The organism is Nocardia sp. NPDC059154 (genome assembly GCF_042755705.1).
Classification (GTDB): Bacteria; Actinomycetota; Actinomycetes; order Mycobacteriales; family Mycobacteriaceae; genus Nocardia.
Window position 1 is genome coordinate 245,885 of record NZ_JBHZCS010000001.1, and the last position, 16,602, is coordinate 262,486.

The 16,602-nt window shown below is 68.3% G+C and carries 17 protein-coding genes; 15 read left to right on the plus strand and 2 right to left on the minus strand.

From position 1 onward, the window contains the following. Positions 1-68: 68 nt before the first annotated feature. Positions 69-3,332 (minus strand): AAA family ATPase, encoded by a 3,264-nt coding sequence (locus ACFXN1_RS00895; RefSeq protein ID WP_379435718.1) that lies wholly within the window; start codon positions 3,330-3,332, stop codon positions 69-71. A gap of 369 nt (positions 3,333-3,701) precedes the next feature. Here ACFXN1_RS00895 and infA point away from each other — a divergent pair, with 369 nt between their 5' ends. The 14 genes from infA (at position 3,702) to ACFXN1_RS00965 (ending at position 15,159) form a co-directional block, all read left to right on the plus strand. Beyond that, complete coding sequence (gene infA, locus ACFXN1_RS00900) at positions 3,702-3,923, plus strand: translation initiation factor IF-1 (RefSeq protein WP_040804562.1); 222 nt, start codon at positions 3,702-3,704, stop codon at positions 3,921-3,923. 118 nt (positions 3,924-4,041) lie between these two features. After that, positions 4,042-4,155 carry a 50S ribosomal protein L36 gene (gene rpmJ / locus ACFXN1_RS00905; RefSeq protein WP_033085975.1) on the plus strand — a complete coding sequence of 38 codons (114 nt, stop codon included), beginning with the start codon at positions 4,042-4,044 and terminating at the stop codon, positions 4,153-4,155. Between the two features lie 235 nt (positions 4,156-4,390). After that, a complete protein-coding gene (gene rpsM / locus ACFXN1_RS00910; RefSeq protein WP_040855471.1) occupies positions 4,391-4,762 on the plus strand; it encodes a 30S ribosomal protein S13 in 372 nt (123 codons plus the stop codon). 9 nt (positions 4,763-4,771) lie between these two features. After that, positions 4,772-5,185, plus strand: a complete 414-nt coding sequence (gene rpsK, locus ACFXN1_RS00915; protein WP_040855472.1) for a 30S ribosomal protein S11 — start codon at positions 4,772-4,774, stop codon at positions 5,183-5,185. A 24-nt stretch (positions 5,186-5,209) separates the two neighbouring features. Continuing rightward, a complete protein-coding gene (gene rpsD, locus ACFXN1_RS00920) occupies positions 5,210-5,815 on the plus strand; it encodes a 30S ribosomal protein S4 (protein WP_213557958.1) in 606 nt (201 codons plus the stop codon). A gap of 106 nt (positions 5,816-5,921) precedes the next feature. Continuing rightward, complete coding sequence (locus ACFXN1_RS00925; protein WP_040855475.1) at positions 5,922-6,980, plus strand: DNA-directed RNA polymerase subunit alpha; 1,059 nt, start codon at positions 5,922-5,924, stop codon at positions 6,978-6,980. A 53-nt stretch (positions 6,981-7,033) separates the two neighbouring features. Then, on the plus strand, positions 7,034-7,534 hold the full coding sequence (gene rplQ / locus ACFXN1_RS00930) for a 50S ribosomal protein L17 (RefSeq protein WP_379394634.1): 501 nt from the start codon (positions 7,034-7,036) through the stop codon (positions 7,532-7,534). Positions 7,535-7,600: 66 nt separating this feature from the next. Beyond that, positions 7,601-8,515, plus strand: coding sequence for a tRNA pseudouridine(38-40) synthase TruA (gene truA, locus ACFXN1_RS00935; RefSeq protein ID WP_379435716.1), 915 nt, complete (start codon positions 7,601-7,603; stop codon positions 8,513-8,515). A 300-nt stretch (positions 8,516-8,815) separates the two neighbouring features. Further along, complete coding sequence (locus ACFXN1_RS00940) at positions 8,816-9,769, plus strand: hypothetical protein (protein ID WP_379435714.1); 954 nt, start codon at positions 8,816-8,818, stop codon at positions 9,767-9,769. Between the two features lie 113 nt (positions 9,770-9,882). Next, a complete protein-coding gene (locus tag ACFXN1_RS00945) occupies positions 9,883-10,848 on the plus strand; it encodes a helix-turn-helix domain-containing protein (protein ID WP_379394640.1) in 966 nt (321 codons plus the stop codon). Between the two features lie 249 nt (positions 10,849-11,097). Then, positions 11,098-12,078, plus strand: coding sequence for an AraC family transcriptional regulator (locus tag ACFXN1_RS00950; protein ID WP_379435713.1), 981 nt, complete (start codon positions 11,098-11,100; stop codon positions 12,076-12,078). Positions 12,079-12,161: 83 nt separating this feature from the next. Next, positions 12,162-13,016: a nitrilase-related carbon-nitrogen hydrolase gene (locus tag ACFXN1_RS00955; protein ID WP_379394644.1), complete on the plus strand. Its 855-nt coding sequence runs from the start codon at positions 12,162-12,164 to the stop codon at positions 13,014-13,016. Positions 13,017-13,127: 111 nt separating this feature from the next. Further along, a complete protein-coding gene (locus tag ACFXN1_RS00960) occupies positions 13,128-14,090 on the plus strand; it encodes a helix-turn-helix domain-containing protein (protein WP_379435711.1) in 963 nt (320 codons plus the stop codon). 79 nt (positions 14,091-14,169) lie between these two features. After that, positions 14,170-15,159: a nitrilase-related carbon-nitrogen hydrolase gene (locus ACFXN1_RS00965; protein ID WP_379435710.1), complete on the plus strand. Its 990-nt coding sequence runs from the start codon at positions 14,170-14,172 to the stop codon at positions 15,157-15,159. Positions 15,160-15,162: 3 nt separating this feature from the next. Here the strand turns inward: ACFXN1_RS00965 and ACFXN1_RS00970 are convergent, their stop codons facing one another. Continuing rightward, on the minus strand, positions 15,163-15,432 hold the full coding sequence (locus ACFXN1_RS00970; RefSeq protein WP_379382092.1) for a metal-sensitive transcriptional regulator: 270 nt from the start codon (positions 15,430-15,432) through the stop codon (positions 15,163-15,165). Between the two features lie 183 nt (positions 15,433-15,615). Between ACFXN1_RS00970 and ACFXN1_RS00975 the strand changes: the two genes are divergently transcribed. Then, positions 15,616-16,431 (plus strand): S-methyl-5'-thioadenosine phosphorylase, encoded by an 816-nt coding sequence (locus ACFXN1_RS00975; protein ID WP_379435709.1) that lies wholly within the window; start codon positions 15,616-15,618, stop codon positions 16,429-16,431. Positions 16,432-16,602 lie beyond the last annotated feature (171 nt).

The following is a 16,602-nucleotide window of genomic DNA, read 5'->3' on the forward strand; positions in this document are numbered from 1 at the left end:
TGCCGTGTCATGCGCAGCCGTCCCGGCCGAAGCCACTGCCCGCGAACGGATTCGGAACCGGCCCCGGCTCAGCCCCGATAGTGCCGGTGGTCGGCCCCGAAATCGTCGGCGACGGTGGCCGCCAGCTCGACATACGCGCGTTTGGTGGGCTTGCTCAGACGGTGCAGATCGATCTCCGCGCCCTCACCCAGATGCGCGTCGTAGGGGATGATGTGCACTGCGCGGCAACGCGACAGGAAATAGTCGCGCAGCTGATTGATGCCGACATTGGGGGCGCCCGGGCGCGGCAGGTTGATCACCACCACGGCATTGCGGACCAGATGATCGTGGCCGTGCAGCGACAGCCAGTCCAGGGTGGCGGCGGCACTGCGCGCGCCATCGATGGCCGAGGACGAGATCAGCACCAGGGAGTGCGCCAGATCCAGCACACCCGCCATGGCCGAATGCATCAGGCCGGTACCGCAGTCGGTGAGGATGATGTTGTAGAAGCGCTGCAGAATGCGCGCGACCGCGCGGTACTCCTCCTCGCTGAACGCCTCCGACGCCGCCGGATCCCGCTCACTGGCCAGCACCTCCAGGCGGCTGCTGCCCTGCGAAGTGTGGCGGCGCACATCCGAATACCGCTGAATCTGCTCGTCCAGCAACAGATCCCGCACTGTCGACCGGGTCTGCAGCGGCACCCGCTGCGACAACGTCCCGAAGTCCGGATTCGCGTCGACCGCGATCACCCGGTCCCCGCGAATCGAAGAGAAGATCGAGCCCAACCCCATGGTGGTCGTCGTCTTCCCGACGCCGCCCTTCAGCGACAGCACCGCGATCCGGTAATCCCCGCGCACCGGCTGCCGGATCCGCGCGACCAACTCCTGCAGCCGCCGCTCCTCCGCCGACATCCCGGGATTGATGGCGCCACCGGACATATGGTGCACGGCCCGCCGCCACCCCGACTCCGGAGCCTTCTTGGCCCGTCGCATCGGCACATCATCCAGCGACGGCACCGGACCACCGGCAAACCCGCGCGGCCCGCCCCCACCCCAGGCGCCCGGCCCGCCGACCCCCGGCTGCCCGGAAGCCGGCACACCGTACTGTCCCGGACCCCCGGCTTGCCCGGGAGCCGCGACACCATATTGGCCCGGAGCCCCGGCTTGCCCCGGCGTCGAGACACCGTACTGCCCGGGAGCACCGGCCTGTCCCGGCGCCATGCCGTACTGCCCGGGAACCGCTGCCTCCGGCTGACCCGGCGCACTCTGGCTCCCCGGCCCACCGAACCCTTGCTGTCCCGAGCCGCCGGGCACACTGCCCGCATCCGGCCCGGATCCGTTCGGGTGAACAGCGCCCTGTTCCTGTCCCGGTGCGGCCCAGGGCATTTGCCCGCCAGCACCCATGCCCTGCGCTCCCGGACCACCGGCGTGCGGCCCGGTCAACCCGGCGGCTGCCGCCTCGGACATGGGCGCGTTCGCCCAAGGATTCGCGTCCGGGTTGGTGGCGTCCGCGCCACCCGGCATCGGCCCATCCGGCCCCTGCGCCCAAGGATTCAACTGCGGCGGAACAGCGCTCGCCGGGAATCCCGGGGTCTGCTGCATCGGCGGCATCCCCGAATCGGGACGGCCCGGACCATACGCCTGCGGGCCGTTCAGACCCGCAGCTGCTGCCTCGGACACGGGTACGTTCGCCCAGGGGTTCGCATCCCCATCGCGGTTGCCGGACGAACCATCAGGATGGGTGAAATTCGGCCCCGGTGCCTGCCCCCACGGAGTCGGCTGCGGCGGAACAGGACCCGCCGCGAACCCTGGAGTCGGCTGCATCGGTGGAAGCCCGGAATCCGCTGCCGGCGGCATCGCCTGTGCGCCCGGGAAGGGGCCCGGAACCGGTGGCGAGGGCGGCATCCACTGGCCGCCATTGCCGGACATCTGCGCGCCGGGACCCGGAATCTGGGGCAGGGGCGGGCGGTTGTCGTTCTGGCCGGGGGTGGGCGGGGTGGAATTCCCTTGCGGTGCAGGGGGTACGGGGTCGCCGGGGTGGGGGTCCGATGGCTGCGGGAGTGGGACTTCTGTGGCGCGGTGACGGCCCGGGGTCATCGACTGGTCGAAAGCGGTGTTCGGGTCGGCTTGTTCGCCGTCGGCGGGCGCGCCGGTCAGACCGGCCGGGGCGATGATGCCGGAGCCGGTCGCGTCCAGGTCGCCCGGAGCCGGGGGCAGGGGCGGGTGCGCCATTTTGGTCGTGGCGTCGGCCGGATCGGCTGCGGTATCGGCTTCGCCGGGGGCCGGGGGCAGCGGCGGGCGCGCGGCGCGGAGCGCCGGATCGTTTGCGGCCGAGTCGACTTCACCGGGCGAGGGCGGGAGCGGCGCCCGGGTGGTCGGATCCGCCGGGGGGCGCGCGGGGTCGGCCGGGCCGGGATTACCCGCGGCCGATGCACCGGCAAGGGAGGCGCCCCTCGGATGCGACTCAGCTGCGCTCGGGCCCTGTGGTGAGTTCGGCGAAGACGGCAGTGGCGGCGGGGTGAAGTCGGATTTCGCCTGCTGCGGTTGCGCCGGAGCGGACAGCTCGGCCGGATCCACGGGCTCGGCGGGCGGCGTGGGCGGCGTCGAGAATTGCGGACCCTGCACCGGTCCCAGCGGACCCGAATGCGGGGCCGGCCGAGCCGGTTCGGCGCTGGCGATGCGCTGCGTCGGATCAACCGGAGGCGTCGGCGGGGGCGAGAACTGCGGACCGGGCGTGGGTCCGAGTGGGCCCGAATGAGGGCCCGGGCGAGCCGATTCCGGGGCGGCCGGGTGTACGGGTTGCCCTCCATTAGCTGGAGGAATATCGAAGCGAGGCCCCTGCGGAAGGTCGGGTGCCTGGCCGGGATGCGGTGCGCCGCCGAAGCCTTGACCGTTGGGCGGCGTCGAGCCTTGCCCGTTGTGCGGCCCGGGCGCAGGGCGCTGGCCGTTCTGCGGGAGCTGGGTCGGGGTTTGGCCATTCGGCGGTTGTGCCGGGCCGTGGCCATTGGGCTGGGGCGGTCGTGTGTTGTGTCCGTTGGACTGCTGGTTGGCGCTGCCCGACTGGTCGCCGCGGTGCGGAAGGTTGAAGTGGGTGCCGGGGTCGCGGATCGGCATCGGGGTGGCCGGTTGCGAGGCCCACGGATTCGGCTCGGCGCCACCGGAGGTGGGGGCGGGACTCGCGGCGGGCGGCTGGGCGGTGGGCTCGGGTGGCGCGTCCTTGCGAGGCTTGCGCCGGCCGAAGAGGCCGCGGCCGCCCTTCTGCTCGGGGATGACCTCGTCCTGGGGGAGGTTCTCGACGGGAGCCTCGTAACCGGTTGCGGCGACGTCGCTCTCGGAGAGCCAGGGGGGGAGCATTGGGAGTCCGTCGTTCTCGCGACTCACATCTACCCCCGGTGTTCGATTGAGCGTGCAGGACAGCGCGTAGTTTAGCGATCTCCGACGGGTGTGCGCCCGGCGTATCTCGTCCGCCCGGTGGGGCGCTGCGCGCAACCGGTGGCATCCGCCGTGCACAGCGGGGCACGTCACGGCACCCGTATTTGGCCGGGTCTGGGGAAACGGGTAAGCTAGGTCGCTGGTGACTTACATAGTGGTTGTGGCATGTCCTAGTGCCGCCTCCAGTGAGTATGTCACCGGGTTGGCCGCAATGCACCACCAACTTCGGGGCCGACCTGCCGTAATGAGCTTGAACCAACCAGGTTCAGCCTAACCGGGATCGCGGAGGATATGGCGAAGAAGGAAGGGGCCATCGAGGTCGAGGGCCGGGTTATCGAGCCGTTGCCCAACGCGATGTTCCGGATCGAGCTGGAAAACGGTCACAAGGTGCTGGCCCACATCAGCGGCAAGATGCGGCAGCACTACATCCGCATCCTGCCCGAGGACCGCGTCGTCGTGGAGCTGTCGCCCTACGACCTGACCCGCGGCCGCATCGTCTACCGCTACAAGTGAGTCACCCCCGCGGGTGCCAAAGACTTCCGGGGCGCGAGTCCCGGGTTTTCCCCGGTCAAACCGGCCGGGGAAAAACTGTGTTCACGGCCAGTGAACACCGACCCAGATTGGATCTGACGTGAAGGTTCAGCCGTCCGTCAAGCCGATCTGCGAGAAGTGCAAGGTGATCCGCCGCCACGGTCGGGTCATGGTGATCTGCGAGAACCTGCGCCACAAGCAGCGTCAGGGCTGATTGCGGCCTCGTGCCGTGATCGCCGGGACAGTGGATTCTTCACGCCCCCGGTCGCTCACCGCCAAGCACCGAACGCGGTTCGGATTGGCAACAAAGAAGAACTCCCAGCGCCAGTCGCCGTCGCCGAGTCCCGTAGGGGACGGATGGCGGCCCACCCCCGGTACGGAGGCCGGGGCCCCACTCACGAGGGGACGGACAGGGAGCAGACCTCCGCAAAAGTAAGGAATCGCCAACCATGGCACGTCTGATGGGCGTCGACCTCCCGCGCGAAAAGCGCATGGAGATCGCGCTGACCTACATCTTCGGCATCGGCCGTACCCGCGCCAAGGAGATCCTGGACGTTACCGGCGTCAGCCCGGACCTGCGTTCCAAGGACCTCAGCGATGACGACCTGACCAAGCTCCGCGACTACATCGAGTCGCAGGACTTCAAGGTCGAGGGTGACCTGCGCCGCGAGGTGCAGGCCGACATCCGTCGCAAGATCGAGATCGGCTGCTACCAGGGCATCCGCCACCGTCGTGGCCTGCCTGTGCGTGGCCAGCGGACCAAGACCAACGCCCGCACGCGCAAGGGTCCGAAGAAGACCGTCGCCGGCAAGAAGAAGTAGGGATAGCGCATGCCTCCGAAGAGCCGGGCCTCGGGCCCGAAGAAGACTCAGAAGTCGCGTCGCCGGGATAAGAAGAACATCCCGCACGGCCACGCGCACATCAAGAGCACGTTCAACAACACGATCGTGTCCATTACCGACCCCGAAGGCAACGTCATCTCCTGGGCGTCCTCCGGCCACGTCGGTTTCAAGGGCTCGCGTAAGTCGACCCCGTTCGCCGCGCAGCTGGCCGCCGAGAACGCTGCCCGCAAGGCGCAGGAGAACGGCGTCAAGAAGGTCGACGTCTTCGTGAAGGGCCCGGGTTCGGGCCGCGAGACCGCGATCCGTTCGCTCCAGGCCGCGGGCCTGGAGGTCGGCACGATCTCCGATGTCACCCCGCAGCCGCACAACGGCTGCCGTCCGCCCAAGCGGCGTCGCGTCTAAGCGGGAAGGAAAAGGTACAGAACAATGGCTCGTTATACAGGCCCCATTACCCGCAAGTCGCGTCGTCTGCGTGTCGACCTCGTCGGAGGCGACCAGGCGTTCGAGCGTCGTCCTTACCCGCCCGGCCAGCACGGCCGCGCGCGGATCAAGGAATCCGAGTACCTCATGCAGCTGCAGGAGAAGCAGAAGGCTCGCTTCTCGTACGGCGTCATGGAGAAGCAGTTCCGCAAGTACTACGAAGAGGCGAACCGCCAGAAGGGCAAGACCGGCGACAACCTGCTGCGTCTGCTCGAGGCTCGTCTGGACAACGTCGTGTACCGCGCCGGTCTGGCCCGTACCCGTCGTGGCGCCCGCCAGCTGGTCTCGCACGGCCACTTCACCGTCAACGGTGTGAAGGTCGATGTGCCCAGCTTCCAGGTCTCGCAGTACGACATCATCGATGTCAAGCCGAAGTCGCTGGCCATGTACCCCTTCCAGGTGGCGCGTGAGACCGTCGGCGATCGCCCGATCCCGGGCTGGCTGCAGGTCGTTCCCGGCCGCCTGCGGATCCTGGTGCACCAGCTCCCCGAGCGTGCGCAGATCGATGTTCCGCTGCAGGAACAGCTGATCGTCGAGTTCTACTCGAAGTAATAGGTGCGCGTACGCGCGCCGCTGGTTGCGGCCCCGGTGTAACCGCCAGGGCCGCAACAGTTCCCAATCGTGAGCGTCAAATGGTGGGCGCTCGAAGGAGGAAGAAATGCTGATTTCACAGCGACCGACGCTGACCGAAGAGGTCGTGTCCGAGAACCGGTCGCGGTTCACCATCGAACCGCTGGAGCCGGGCTTCGGTTACACCCTCGGCAACTCGCTGCGCCGCACGCTGCTGTCGTCGATTCCTGGTGCCGCTGTCACCAGCATCCGCATCGACGGCGTGCTGCACGAGTTCACCACCGTCCCGGGCGTGAAGGAGGATGTCACCGACATCATCCTGAACCTGAAGGGCCTGGTCGTGTCGTCCGAAGAGGACGAGCCGGTCACCATGTACGTGCGCAAGCAGGGCCCGGGCACCGTCACCGCCGGTGACATCGTCCCCCCGGCGGGCGTGACCGTGCACAACCCGGATATGCACATCGCCACCCTGAACGACAAGGGCAAGCTGGAGATCGAGCTCGTGGTCGAGCGCGGTCGCGGCTACGTCCCGGCCGTGCAGAACAAGGCGTCGGGTGCGGAAATCGGCCGGATTCCGGTTGACTCGATCTACTCGCCGGTTCTGAAGGTGACGTACAAGGTCGAGGCCACCCGTGTCGAGCAGCGCACCGACTTCGACCGGCTCATCCTGGATGTCGAGACCAAGAACTCGATCTCCGCGCGGGATGCGCTGGCGTCGGCGGGCAAGACCCTGGTCGAGCTGTTCGGTCTCGCGCGCGAGCTGAACGTCGAGGCCGAGGGCATCGAGATCGGCCCCTCGCCGGCCGAAGCGGACCACATCGCTTCGTTCGGCCTGCCGATCGAGGACCTGGATCTCACCGTGCGGTCGTACAACTGCCTCAAGCGTGAAGGCGTGCACACCGTCGGCGAGCTGGTCGCCCGCACCGAGTCGGACCTGCTGGACATCCGCAACTTCGGTCAGAAGTCCATCGACGAGGTCAAGGTCAAGCTGCACTCGCTCGGCCTGTCCCTCAAGGATTCTCCGGCTTCCTTCGATCCGTCCTCCGTCGTCGGCTACGACGCGGCCAGCGGCACCTGGAGCGACAGCGGTTCGTTCAGCGACACCGACAACGGCGAGCAGGACTACGCCGAGACCGAACAGCTTTAGGTCATTCGGGGTGTAGCGCCCCGAATCGGCCTTCAACACAGGAGATTCAAACAATGCCCAAGCCCAAGAAGGGTGCCCGCTTCGGCGGGACGGCGTCGCACCAGAAGGCGATCTTCGCCAACCTGGCGACGGCGCTCTTCGAGCACGGTCGCATCACGACCACCGAGGCCAAGGCCAAGGCGCTGCGCCCCTACGCCGAGAAGCTTGTCACCAAGGCGAAGGGCGGCACCCTGGCCGACCGTCGCGAGGTCATGAAGGTGATCCGCTCCAAGGACGTCGTGCACGCCCTGTTCGCGGAGATCGGTCCCTCGTTCGAGGGCCGTGAGGGTGGCTACACCCGCATCATCAAGACCATCCCCCGCAAGGGTGACAACGCTCCGATGGCGATCATCGAGCTGGTCCGCGAGAAGACCGTGACCAACGAGGCCGACCGTGCCCGTCGTGTCGCCGCTTCGCAGAAGGCTGCCGAGGCTCCGGCCGAGGCCAAGGCCGAAGAGGCTGTCGCCGAGGCTCCGGCCGAAGAGGCTGTCGCCGAGGACAAGGCCGCGGAGTAGATCCGGTCCTTCGGACTCGACAAGGGGTTTCAGGGGCATCCTCTGAAACCCCGAGGGTGAGATTCCATGAGTGAGCCCGCCGTCCCCTCCGGGTCGGCGGGCTTTCTCCATGTTAACCAGGAGATCGCTGTGACCGTGGAGGATCCGACGCCCGAACCGGTTTCGATTCGGGTACGGCTGGACATCAGTTACGACGGCACCGATTTCACCGGCTGGGCGCGCCAGCCCGGCCTGCGCACCGTGCAGGGCGTCCTGGAGGATGCGCTGAGCAAGGTGCAGCGCGAGCCCATCCAGCTCACCGTGGCCGGGCGCACCGACGCGGGCGTGCACGCGGAAGGTCAAGTCGCGCACTTCGATACGCAGACCGAGGTGGACGGCCCCAAGCTGGTGCACCGGCTGGCGCGCTTCCTGCCGAAGGATGTGCGCGTCAAGGCGGCCCGCCTCGCGCCGCCCGAGTTCGACGCCCGCTTCTCCGCCATCCGCCGCCACTACGCCTACCGTCTGACCACGGCTCCCTTTGGCGCGGAACCGCTTCGGGCGCGCAGTGTCGTCCCCTGCCGCCCGGGCCCCGATGTCGAGGCCATGCGTGAGGCGTCCCGAAAACTGTTGGGCCTGCACGATTTCGCCGCCTTCTGCCGCCGCCGTGAGGGCGCGACCACCATCCGCGAACTGCAGCGCTTCGACTGGGTCCAGGAGGGCGACCTGCTGACCGCCTATGTCAGCGCCGACGCCTTCTGCTGGTCCATGGTCCGGAGCCTGGTCGGCGGTGTCCTGGCCGTGGGAGAAGGCCGCCGCACGCCCGTCTGGATCGCCGGTCTGCTGAACGAGCGTGAGCGCTCGAGCTCTGTCACCGTGGCCCCGGCCCACGGCCTGTCGCTGATCGCGGTCGACTACCCCGACGACGCCGACCTGGCCGCCCGCAATGCCCAGACCCGCGAGGTCCGCACCGTTCCCGACCCCGAAGGCTGCTGCGGCGACTGACTCGTCCCGAACCGGTGGTGCACACACCCGGTCGGCCGAGCGCTGACAAGCGACCGCGCTGACGCCGTTCCACCAACTGGTGTGCGGTCTCGGCCGTTTCGGCCTTCGGAAGCGTCCCGTGCACGCGGGCCGGACCATGTGCGTCGGCTGCATCGTCCAACCACCGGCCGGTGGCCGGCGGCGCGTTCTGCCGCAGCGTGAGCGGGCACGAAAAGTGAAGGGCGAACTTCTTTTTGGTTCGGGGGTGCAAAGTTTCGCTTCGCGGTGTGTTGGCCGGGGTACGGGCGGATAGTCCTCGGTATGGGGAAATCGAAGCGGGGCCGTGGGGGTCGAAAGCACAAGGGCGGGCGTGGCGGCGGGCCACGGCCGGAGCGGGCGCTCGTATCGCACGAGGATGAGTTCGCCCCGTTCGACGGACAGGGGTTCGATCTGCGGGAGCCGATCGACCGTGTGCTGGCGGACGCTGCCGAGTTGGGGGACGACACCGATCCCCTGGAGGTCGAATTCCTGGTCGCCGATCTGCTCGCCGGGGGCGACGAGGATCTAGGCTTCGCCAAGCTGTTCGGCGCGTGGGCTGTGCTCGTGCTCGAGGAGCGGGCGACCTCGGATGCCTTGGGCACGCTGCGCGCCCTGGCCCGGCTCTCGACCGCCGAGCTGTCGCGTGCGGCACGAGCCGCGGCGGATCGGCTCGAGGCGCAGGGGGTGAGCGTGCCGGGCTGGTCCGTCCGGTCGGCCGCCCCGCTGCGGGCGGTCGCGTGCACCCGCTCGACTGCCATCGGCGCTTCGGTGCTCGTCGGCAGTTTCGAACGCGCGGACCGCATCCATACCTTCCTGGTCTGGATGCTCCATGACGGTGGGGAGACCGCGGAGGTCATCGACCTGCTCCCGGGCGATCGGACGGCCGTGGCGCAGCAGTTGGCCGGCGCGGACCTGCCCGGCGTCACGGAGCGGCTGTCGCCGTGGGAGTTTCGCCGGCAGGTGGAGGCGGCGCTGGATCGGCGGGCGCGTCGGGAGCGTGCGGCGCTGATGGCGGATCTCGACGTGTTCGACAGCCCGGACGACGACCCGGAAGCCGATCTGCCGCCGTATGCGCTCGCCGCGACGGTACTGCGCGCGCAGCTGCGGACGATCGACGCGACCGTTCGATGTGGTCCGGCCTGCACGGCGGGCGGGGCGGCGAATTCGATGTCGGGTGGAAATGACAGGCATGTGATTGCGGATGGGGGTATGAGTGAAAGTGCAAGTCCGGGATGAAGATTCGTGGTGCGAGTTGCGGGGAATGGGGAAATTCGGGCGATGTGATGAAAGTTGGATGTTGTTAAGGGAATTCGCGGATCGGGGCAGGCGTGGGGTGCGAGAATCGGGCGATGAGGGGCGGCGTCGAGCCCGCGGTGATGGAGGTTCGGTCCACACCGGAGGTTTCGCAGCAGGAGACTTTCGAGGAATGGGAGGCCGTTGTCGCAGCGGCCTACGTTCCGCTGGTGGTGACACCGGTGCGGTCGGGGGAGTTCCGGGCGCGCATCGTGCAATCGCGATTCGATGGCATCGATGTGTCCATGGTGACGGCCAGCGGTCAGCACCTCAGCCGGATACCGCGGCTCCTCCACGAGCCCGAGGAACCCATTCTGTTCGCCAGCGTGACCACGCACGGGCACGGCTGGCTCGAGCAGGACGGGCGGGTCGGGGAACTCGCCGACGGCGGGCTCACCCTGCACGTCAGTTCCCGGCCCTTCAGCGCGCATTTCGAGCAGTCCTGGGGCGTGGTGGCGGTGCAGGTGCCGCTGGCCGAGGTGGTGGGGGCGTCGGGGGTGCCGGCGGACCGGCTGCCGACCGCGGTGCGCTTCCCGCCCGAGGGGGCGGCCGGCATCGTGGGCCGCTTCTTCTGCGGCCTGGCGCAATTGCAGTACACCGCACCGGACCAGGCGGCGGTGCTGGCCAAACACGGTACGGGACTGCTCGCTTCGGTGGTGCAGCTGGCGGCGGGCGATCTGCCGCGCGACGAACCCGCGCAGGCGCTGGCCAAACAGCGGGCGCTGGCGTTCATCCAACGCCATTACGCCGACCCGGAACTCACCGTCGATCAGGTGGCCGGCGCCTGCGCGGTGTCACGCCGCACCCTGTACCGGTTGTTCGAGCACGGCGAGGACGGTGTGGCGGCCATGCTCCGGCGCATGCGGATCGAGCGGGCCCTGGCCCTGATCCGCACCGATCCGACTCGGCCGCTGCTGTCCGTGGGCCGGGCATCGGGCTTCGTGTCCGAGCGGCAGTTCTATCGGGCCTTCAAACGCGAGATGGGGATGACCCCTGGCGAATTCCGGTCGAGTCATGCCTGATCAGGAGGTGTGTCGGGGCTGACGTCAATTGGCAGTGATCTGGCACGCCCGGGCAGTCACAGCGGCGCGGCGGATGGGAATACTGGTGAGGCGCCGCCCGGTCGCCGCCTTCGAGCCGCCGGCGACCGGGCAGGCGGCCTATCCGGATCGGGTTGATTACCAGGACAATCCGGACGACTGGTCCGTTTTGTCGCATCGGTCGGCTTCATTCGCAGTTTCCCGGCGTCCGGTAATGGAATGATGCACGGTGTGGGTATTGCGTCCACTGCCAGCGCCGAAGTCCGTACGACCTCAGAGGTTTCCGCGCGGCAGGCATTCGAGCAGTGGGAGGCCATCGTGGCCGACGCGGTGCTGCCGTCGATCTGTGAGCCGCTCGGCAAGGGTCAGTGGCACGGCAAGCTGCGCTTCACCCAGTTCGATGACTCCAGTCTCACCATGATGACCTCCAGCGCGCAGCGGGTGGTGCGTAACAAGCGCCAGCTCGATCAGGCCGCCGGGGACTTCCTGCTGGTGAACATTGTTGTGGAGGGCGCGAACTGGACCGAGCAGAACGGCCGGATCACCGAGGGCGGGGCCGGGACCATCGCCTTCTACGACAGCGCCCGCCCGATCGAGAGCCGCACCACCGAGAACGCGGTGTCCACGATCGTGCGCGCGCCCATGAGCGCGGTGCTCGATCATGCCGGGCTGGTGCGCGACGAGCTACCGATCGCCAAGGCGCTACCCGCCACCGGCGCGATGGGCGTGGTGGTCGACTTCTTCCGCGGCATGGCGGCCCTCCCGGTCAAGGAAACCGACCGGGCCGCGCATGCCCTCGAATCGCAGATCACGGCCATGCTCTCCTCGGCGGTGCTGCTGGCCAACGGGCAGAACTCGCCGGCGCCGGCCGATTCGCTCTACACGCGCCAGCAGGTGCTGTCGGTGCTGCGCCAGCGCTACACCGATCCGGATCTGACCGTCGATGAGGTAGCGCACGCCTGCCTGGTATCACGCCGCACGCTCTACCGGGTGTGCGAGGACATCGGCGGCCCCGCCGCACTGGTGCGCCGCATGCGGGTCGAGCATGCCCGGCGGCTGTTGCGGGCCGACCCGGCCCGGCCGCTCTCGGCGATTGCCGCGGCTTCCGGATTCTCCACCGATCGCCATTTCTACCGCGCATTTCGCCAGGAAACCGGCCTGACGCCCGGTCAATTTCGGTCACAACTGGACGCAGGCACGCGCGGTCGGTAGCCCGGCACGGTATGTCGCTGTGACCGGTTCACGTTCGGCGAAGGGTGATTGCACATCATCCGATACCCGTCGAAGGAGCCGACGTGCCGACGAAGGTGCGAGTCGCAGCCGTCCAAGCCGAGCCACGATGGCTGGATCTGCGCGCCGGTGTTCAGCAGACCATCGAGTTGATCGAGGACGCGGCTGAGGGTGGCGCGCAGCTGGTGGCCTTCCCGGAGACCTTCCTGCCCGGATATCCGTGGTGGTTGTGGCTGGAATCGGTGAGCTGGGGCCAGGGGTTCTTCGCGCGGTATCGCACGCATTCGATGACGGTGGGCCGCACCGAGTTCCGGCGTATCGCCGACGCCGCGCGGCGGCATCGCATTCACGTGCTGCTCGGCTTCAGCGAGCGCAGTGCCAGCGCGCTCTACATGTCGCAGTGCCTCATCGATGACCGCGGGGTACTGCTCGGAGTCCGTCGCAAGCCCCAGCTGACGCCGCTGGAGCACAAGATCTTCCGCAGTGGCGAGCCCGGCGAGTCGCAGGTTTTCCACACCGGCATCGGCCGCATCGCGGTGCAGGGCGGCTCCGAGCAATTGCATCTGCCGACGCGGCGGGAGCTGGAGCGCACCGGCGCGCAGATCCACGTGGTGTCCTGGCCGGGGTTCATCGTGGCGCGAGACGTGGATTGGGGTGTGCGCGTGAACAATGCGGCCACGCTCTGGTACGCGGTGGTCGGGCAGTTGAACGTGATCGCGGCGTGTGCGGTGATGGATGTGGCGGGCGGTGAGAGCCGCCGGGGTTCGGAGCCGGCCAAGCAGCTGGTACCCGGGCCGGGCGGGCATGCGCGCATCTTCGCGCCGGGCGGCGAGGAACTGGCGTCGCCGCTGGCCGGGCACGAACAGGGTTTGCTGTACGCCGATCTGGAACTGGACCTGAGTTTCGAGTCCGCGGCCTAGTGGTATCACTGCGTACCGCTCCGGGGTATTGGCTCGAATTCCCCTGATCTGACACACTCTCCCGAGTATTCGGCCGTACGTGGGCCGACCATTGTCATCGAGGGATGGGGAGTGGAACGGTCAGAAGCGGTCGATCGGATCGAGGTGCGGTCCGGACCGGAGCAGTCGGCGGCGGAGGCGTTCGAGCGCTGGGAAGCGCACGTGAGCGATGCCTATGTGCCATTGGCGGTTTCACCAAAACCGACCGATCGTTTTGTTGGCCATATCGAACACGCTCGATATGGCGACCTCGATCTGACCGTTGCCGGATCCTCCACTCAGTTCATCCGCCGTACCGATCGGCTGATAGCGCAGGCGAATGACGAGTATCTGATCGCGAGTATTCCGCTTTCGGGTCACGCCCGCTTGCAACAGGACGGCCGGGTAGCCGACGTCCGTCCCGGTTCGATCGTGTTCTACGACACCACTCGTCCCTATCGGTGGGACTTGCAGCAGGAGTGGGAACAGGTCGTGGTGCAGGTCCCGCTGAGCCGGCTGCGCGATCACTACGGCGTTTCCGATCCCGAAGTCCCCACGGCCACCGTGTTTTCCAGTGGAACCGCGCCGGGAATCGTGGCGCAATTCTTCCGGGGTGTCGCGGGATTGCAGCGCACCGATCCGGCCGGGGCGGCACTGCTGGCCGAACCGGGGATGGATCTGCTGGCGGCGGCGGTGATCGCGGCGTCCGGGCGCACCCCGCACGACCAGTCCGCGGACGCTCTGAATCGGCAGCGGGTGCTGGCCTTCATGCGCGGCAACTGTGCGGATCCGGATCTCGGAGTCGATCGAATCGCCGAGGGCTGCCGCATGTCGCGGCGTACTCTCTACCGGGTGTTCGGCGAGTTCGAGGGTGGACCGGGAACGGTGCTGCGCCGCATGCGAATCGAACGTGCTTGCGACCTACTACGAAATGCGCCACAGTTGCCGCTTTCGGCCGTTGCGAAAGCGTCGGGATTCCTCACCGAGCGTAGTTTCTACCGAAGCTTCCGTTTGGAAATGGGTACGACTCCGGGGGCCTTTCGTACCCTGGCATGATCAGTCGGTGATTCGGCACTCGTCGCCATTGTCTCGCCGGATACTCTTGGCAAGCATCACGTTCCATGAGGGAACAGCGATGAGGATTACGGTGCGAGTCGCCGCCGTCCAGGCCGAACCCAGCTGGCTGCGGCTGTCCGACGGCGTGGAACAGGTCGTCGGACTGATCCGAGCAGCAGCGACGCAGGGCGCGCGGCTGATCGCATTCCCGGAGGCGTTTCTCCCTGGATATCCCTGGTGGCGCTGGATCGATACCAATCAGTGGAATGTCGAGTACTCGACTCGGTGCCGCGAGAATTCGATGACTCGGGATGGCGTGGAAATGCGCGCGATCACCGGGGCCGCCGCCGCGCACGGCATTCACGTCGTCCTCGGATTCGGTGAACGGCAGGATCGGCGAATCTATATGTCGCAGGCCGTGATCGACGATTCCGGCGAGTTGCTGTCCGTACGCCGCAAGGCCGGGTTGAACAGCGTGGAACGCAAGATATTCGCCTCCGGAACTCCGAATCTGCCTGCGGTGCAACACACTCCGATCGGCAAGTACGGCGCGCTGTCCGGGCAGGAGAACCAGCGGCCGCTGCTCACCCGTGCGCTACGCGCCGACGAGGAGCAGATCCATGTGGCCGCCTGGCCCGGCAGTCCGTACGCCGATGCGGCAGGGCCGGATTCGAGCATCACGGTCAGCCGGATGTACGCGCTGGAGGTCGGCGCCTTCGTGCTCGCGCCCACCGCGGTGGTGGGGGAGCGGGCGTTCGACGGTATGGGCGGCGCCCCTCGGGTCAGCGGCCCCACCGGCCGCGCCCGCATCTATGCCGCGGACGGCAGCGAAGTGGTGACCCCGCTCGAGGAGGGCGAGGAGGGCATTCTCTACGCCGATCTGGACCTGGACGCCGGCAGCGGCGACACCCAGCAGTGCGAACCCGCCCCGGCCGCGCGTGACCGCAAGGACCGCGTCCCCGTCCGCCGCGGGTCCCGTCGGGCCGCCTCCGGCTGGCAGTCCGGCCCGGACCGCTGGGCGCTGCCCGTGTCCTTGGGTAGGTATCCCGGCGGCATCGCCGCCTGCTGAGGGCTAGCTCCGCACCAGGCGGGCGATGGCGTCGGTGGCTTCCTTGATCTTGGCCTCGGCCTCGGGGCCGCCGGCGACGGCCGCGTCGACCACGCAGTGGCTGATGTGATCCTCGAGCAGGCCCATGGCGACGGCCTGCAGGGCCTTGGTCATGGCCGAAACCTGGGTGAGGATGTCGATGCAGTACTTCTCCTCGTCGACCATGCGCTGCAGGCCGCGGGCCTGGCCTTCGATGCGGCGCAGGCGCTTGAGGTAGTCGTCCTTGGCGGTGATGTAGCCGTGGGTGGCGTGGTCGTGGCAGGACTCGGCGGTTTCGGCGGGTGCAGCCGGGTCTGTGGTCGCGGTCTTGTCGTTGGTCACCTGCGCTGTCCTCACTCCCGGGCGTTAATACCCCCCTAGGGTACATGGTTTGCCCTGGTCCCACCACTCGTGCGCGGATGCGCGAGAATCGTGGGCATGAGTGAGGATCCACGGGCAACGCTCGCCATCATCGGAGGCAGCGGGTTCTACGACTTCTTCGGCGATGATGCGACCACGGTCGAGGTCGAAACCCCCTACGGCGCGCCCAGCGCGCCCATCACCATCGGTCAGGTGGAGGGGCGGGCGGTGGCGTTCCTGCCGCGGCACGGCCGCAAACACGAGTTCTCGCCGCACACCGTGCCCTACCGCGCCAATTTGTGGGCCCTGCGTTCGCTGGGCGTGCGCCGCATCTTCGGCCCGTGCGCGGTCGGCAGCCTGCGTGCCGACTGGGGCCCGGGCACCGTGTCGGTGCCGGACCAGCTGGTGGACCGCACCTCCGGTCGCGCCCAGACCTTCTACGACACCGGCGGGGTGCACGTGGCCTTCGCGGACCCGTACTGCGAGGAGCTGCGTTCGTCGGCGATCGGCGCCCTGGGCGACGAGCTGCCCGCGCACGATCACGGCACCATGGTCGTGGTGGAGGGCCCGCGCTTCTCCACCCGCGCCGAGAGCCGCTGGTACGCCGGACAGGGCTGGGCGCTGGTCAACATGACCGGGCACCCGGAGGCCGTGCTCGCCCGCGAGCTCGAAATGTGCTACGCCGCAATCGCTCTCGTGACCGACCTGGACGCGGGCCTGGAGACCGGTGAGGGCGTCAGCGCCGCGGCCGTCTTCGCCGAGTTCGAGCGCAACCTGGTGCCCTTCAAGGCACTGGTGCGCCGCGCCGTCGCCGCCGTCGAGGGCGACGACACCTGCGACAAGTGCCGCGTGCTGACGGGCACCGGCGTCCAGCTCCCCTTCGAGCTGCCCTGAGCTCCCCCGCCTCCCCGCGCCTTCGGCGGACGGCTGAGAGCCGTCCGCCGTTGGCAACCCGTGCCGACGGTTGGGTGCGAAACCGATTCTGGGCGTCCCCGGCGAGTTACCCTGATCGGCGCGAAATCAGTTGTTGCGTCTGATTCGAAGAGACCTGAATGAGAATGTGGT

Excerpts from the sequence above, each read along its gene's own strand:
- ACFXN1_RS00895 (WP_379435718.1), bottom strand. The coding sequence starts at position 3,332 with ATGCTCCCCCCCTGGCTCTCCGAGAGCGACGTCGCCGCAACCGGTTAC.
- infA (WP_040804562.1), top strand. The coding sequence starts at position 3,702 with ATGGCGAAGAAGGAAGGGGCCATCGAGGTCGAGGGCCGGGTTATCGAG.
- rpsM (WP_040855471.1), top strand. The coding sequence starts at position 4,391 with ATGGCACGTCTGATGGGCGTCGACCTCCCGCGCGAAAAGCGCATGGAG.
- rpsK (WP_040855472.1), top strand. The coding sequence starts at position 4,772 with ATGCCTCCGAAGAGCCGGGCCTCGGGCCCGAAGAAGACTCAGAAGTCG.
- rpsD (WP_213557958.1), top strand. The coding sequence starts at position 5,210 with ATGGCTCGTTATACAGGCCCCATTACCCGCAAGTCGCGTCGTCTGCGT.
- ACFXN1_RS00925 (WP_040855475.1), top strand. The coding sequence starts at position 5,922 with ATGCTGATTTCACAGCGACCGACGCTGACCGAAGAGGTCGTGTCCGAG.
- rplQ (WP_379394634.1), top strand. The coding sequence starts at position 7,034 with ATGCCCAAGCCCAAGAAGGGTGCCCGCTTCGGCGGGACGGCGTCGCAC.
- truA (WP_379435716.1), top strand. The coding sequence starts at position 7,601 with ATGAGTGAGCCCGCCGTCCCCTCCGGGTCGGCGGGCTTTCTCCATGTT.
- ACFXN1_RS00940 (WP_379435714.1), top strand. The coding sequence starts at position 8,816 with ATGGGGAAATCGAAGCGGGGCCGTGGGGGTCGAAAGCACAAGGGCGGG.
- ACFXN1_RS00945 (WP_379394640.1), top strand. The coding sequence starts at position 9,883 with ATGAGGGGCGGCGTCGAGCCCGCGGTGATGGAGGTTCGGTCCACACCG.
- ACFXN1_RS00965 (WP_379435710.1), top strand. The coding sequence starts at position 14,170 with ATGAGGATTACGGTGCGAGTCGCCGCCGTCCAGGCCGAACCCAGCTGG.
- ACFXN1_RS00975 (WP_379435709.1), top strand. The coding sequence starts at position 15,616 with ATGAGTGAGGATCCACGGGCAACGCTCGCCATCATCGGAGGCAGCGGG.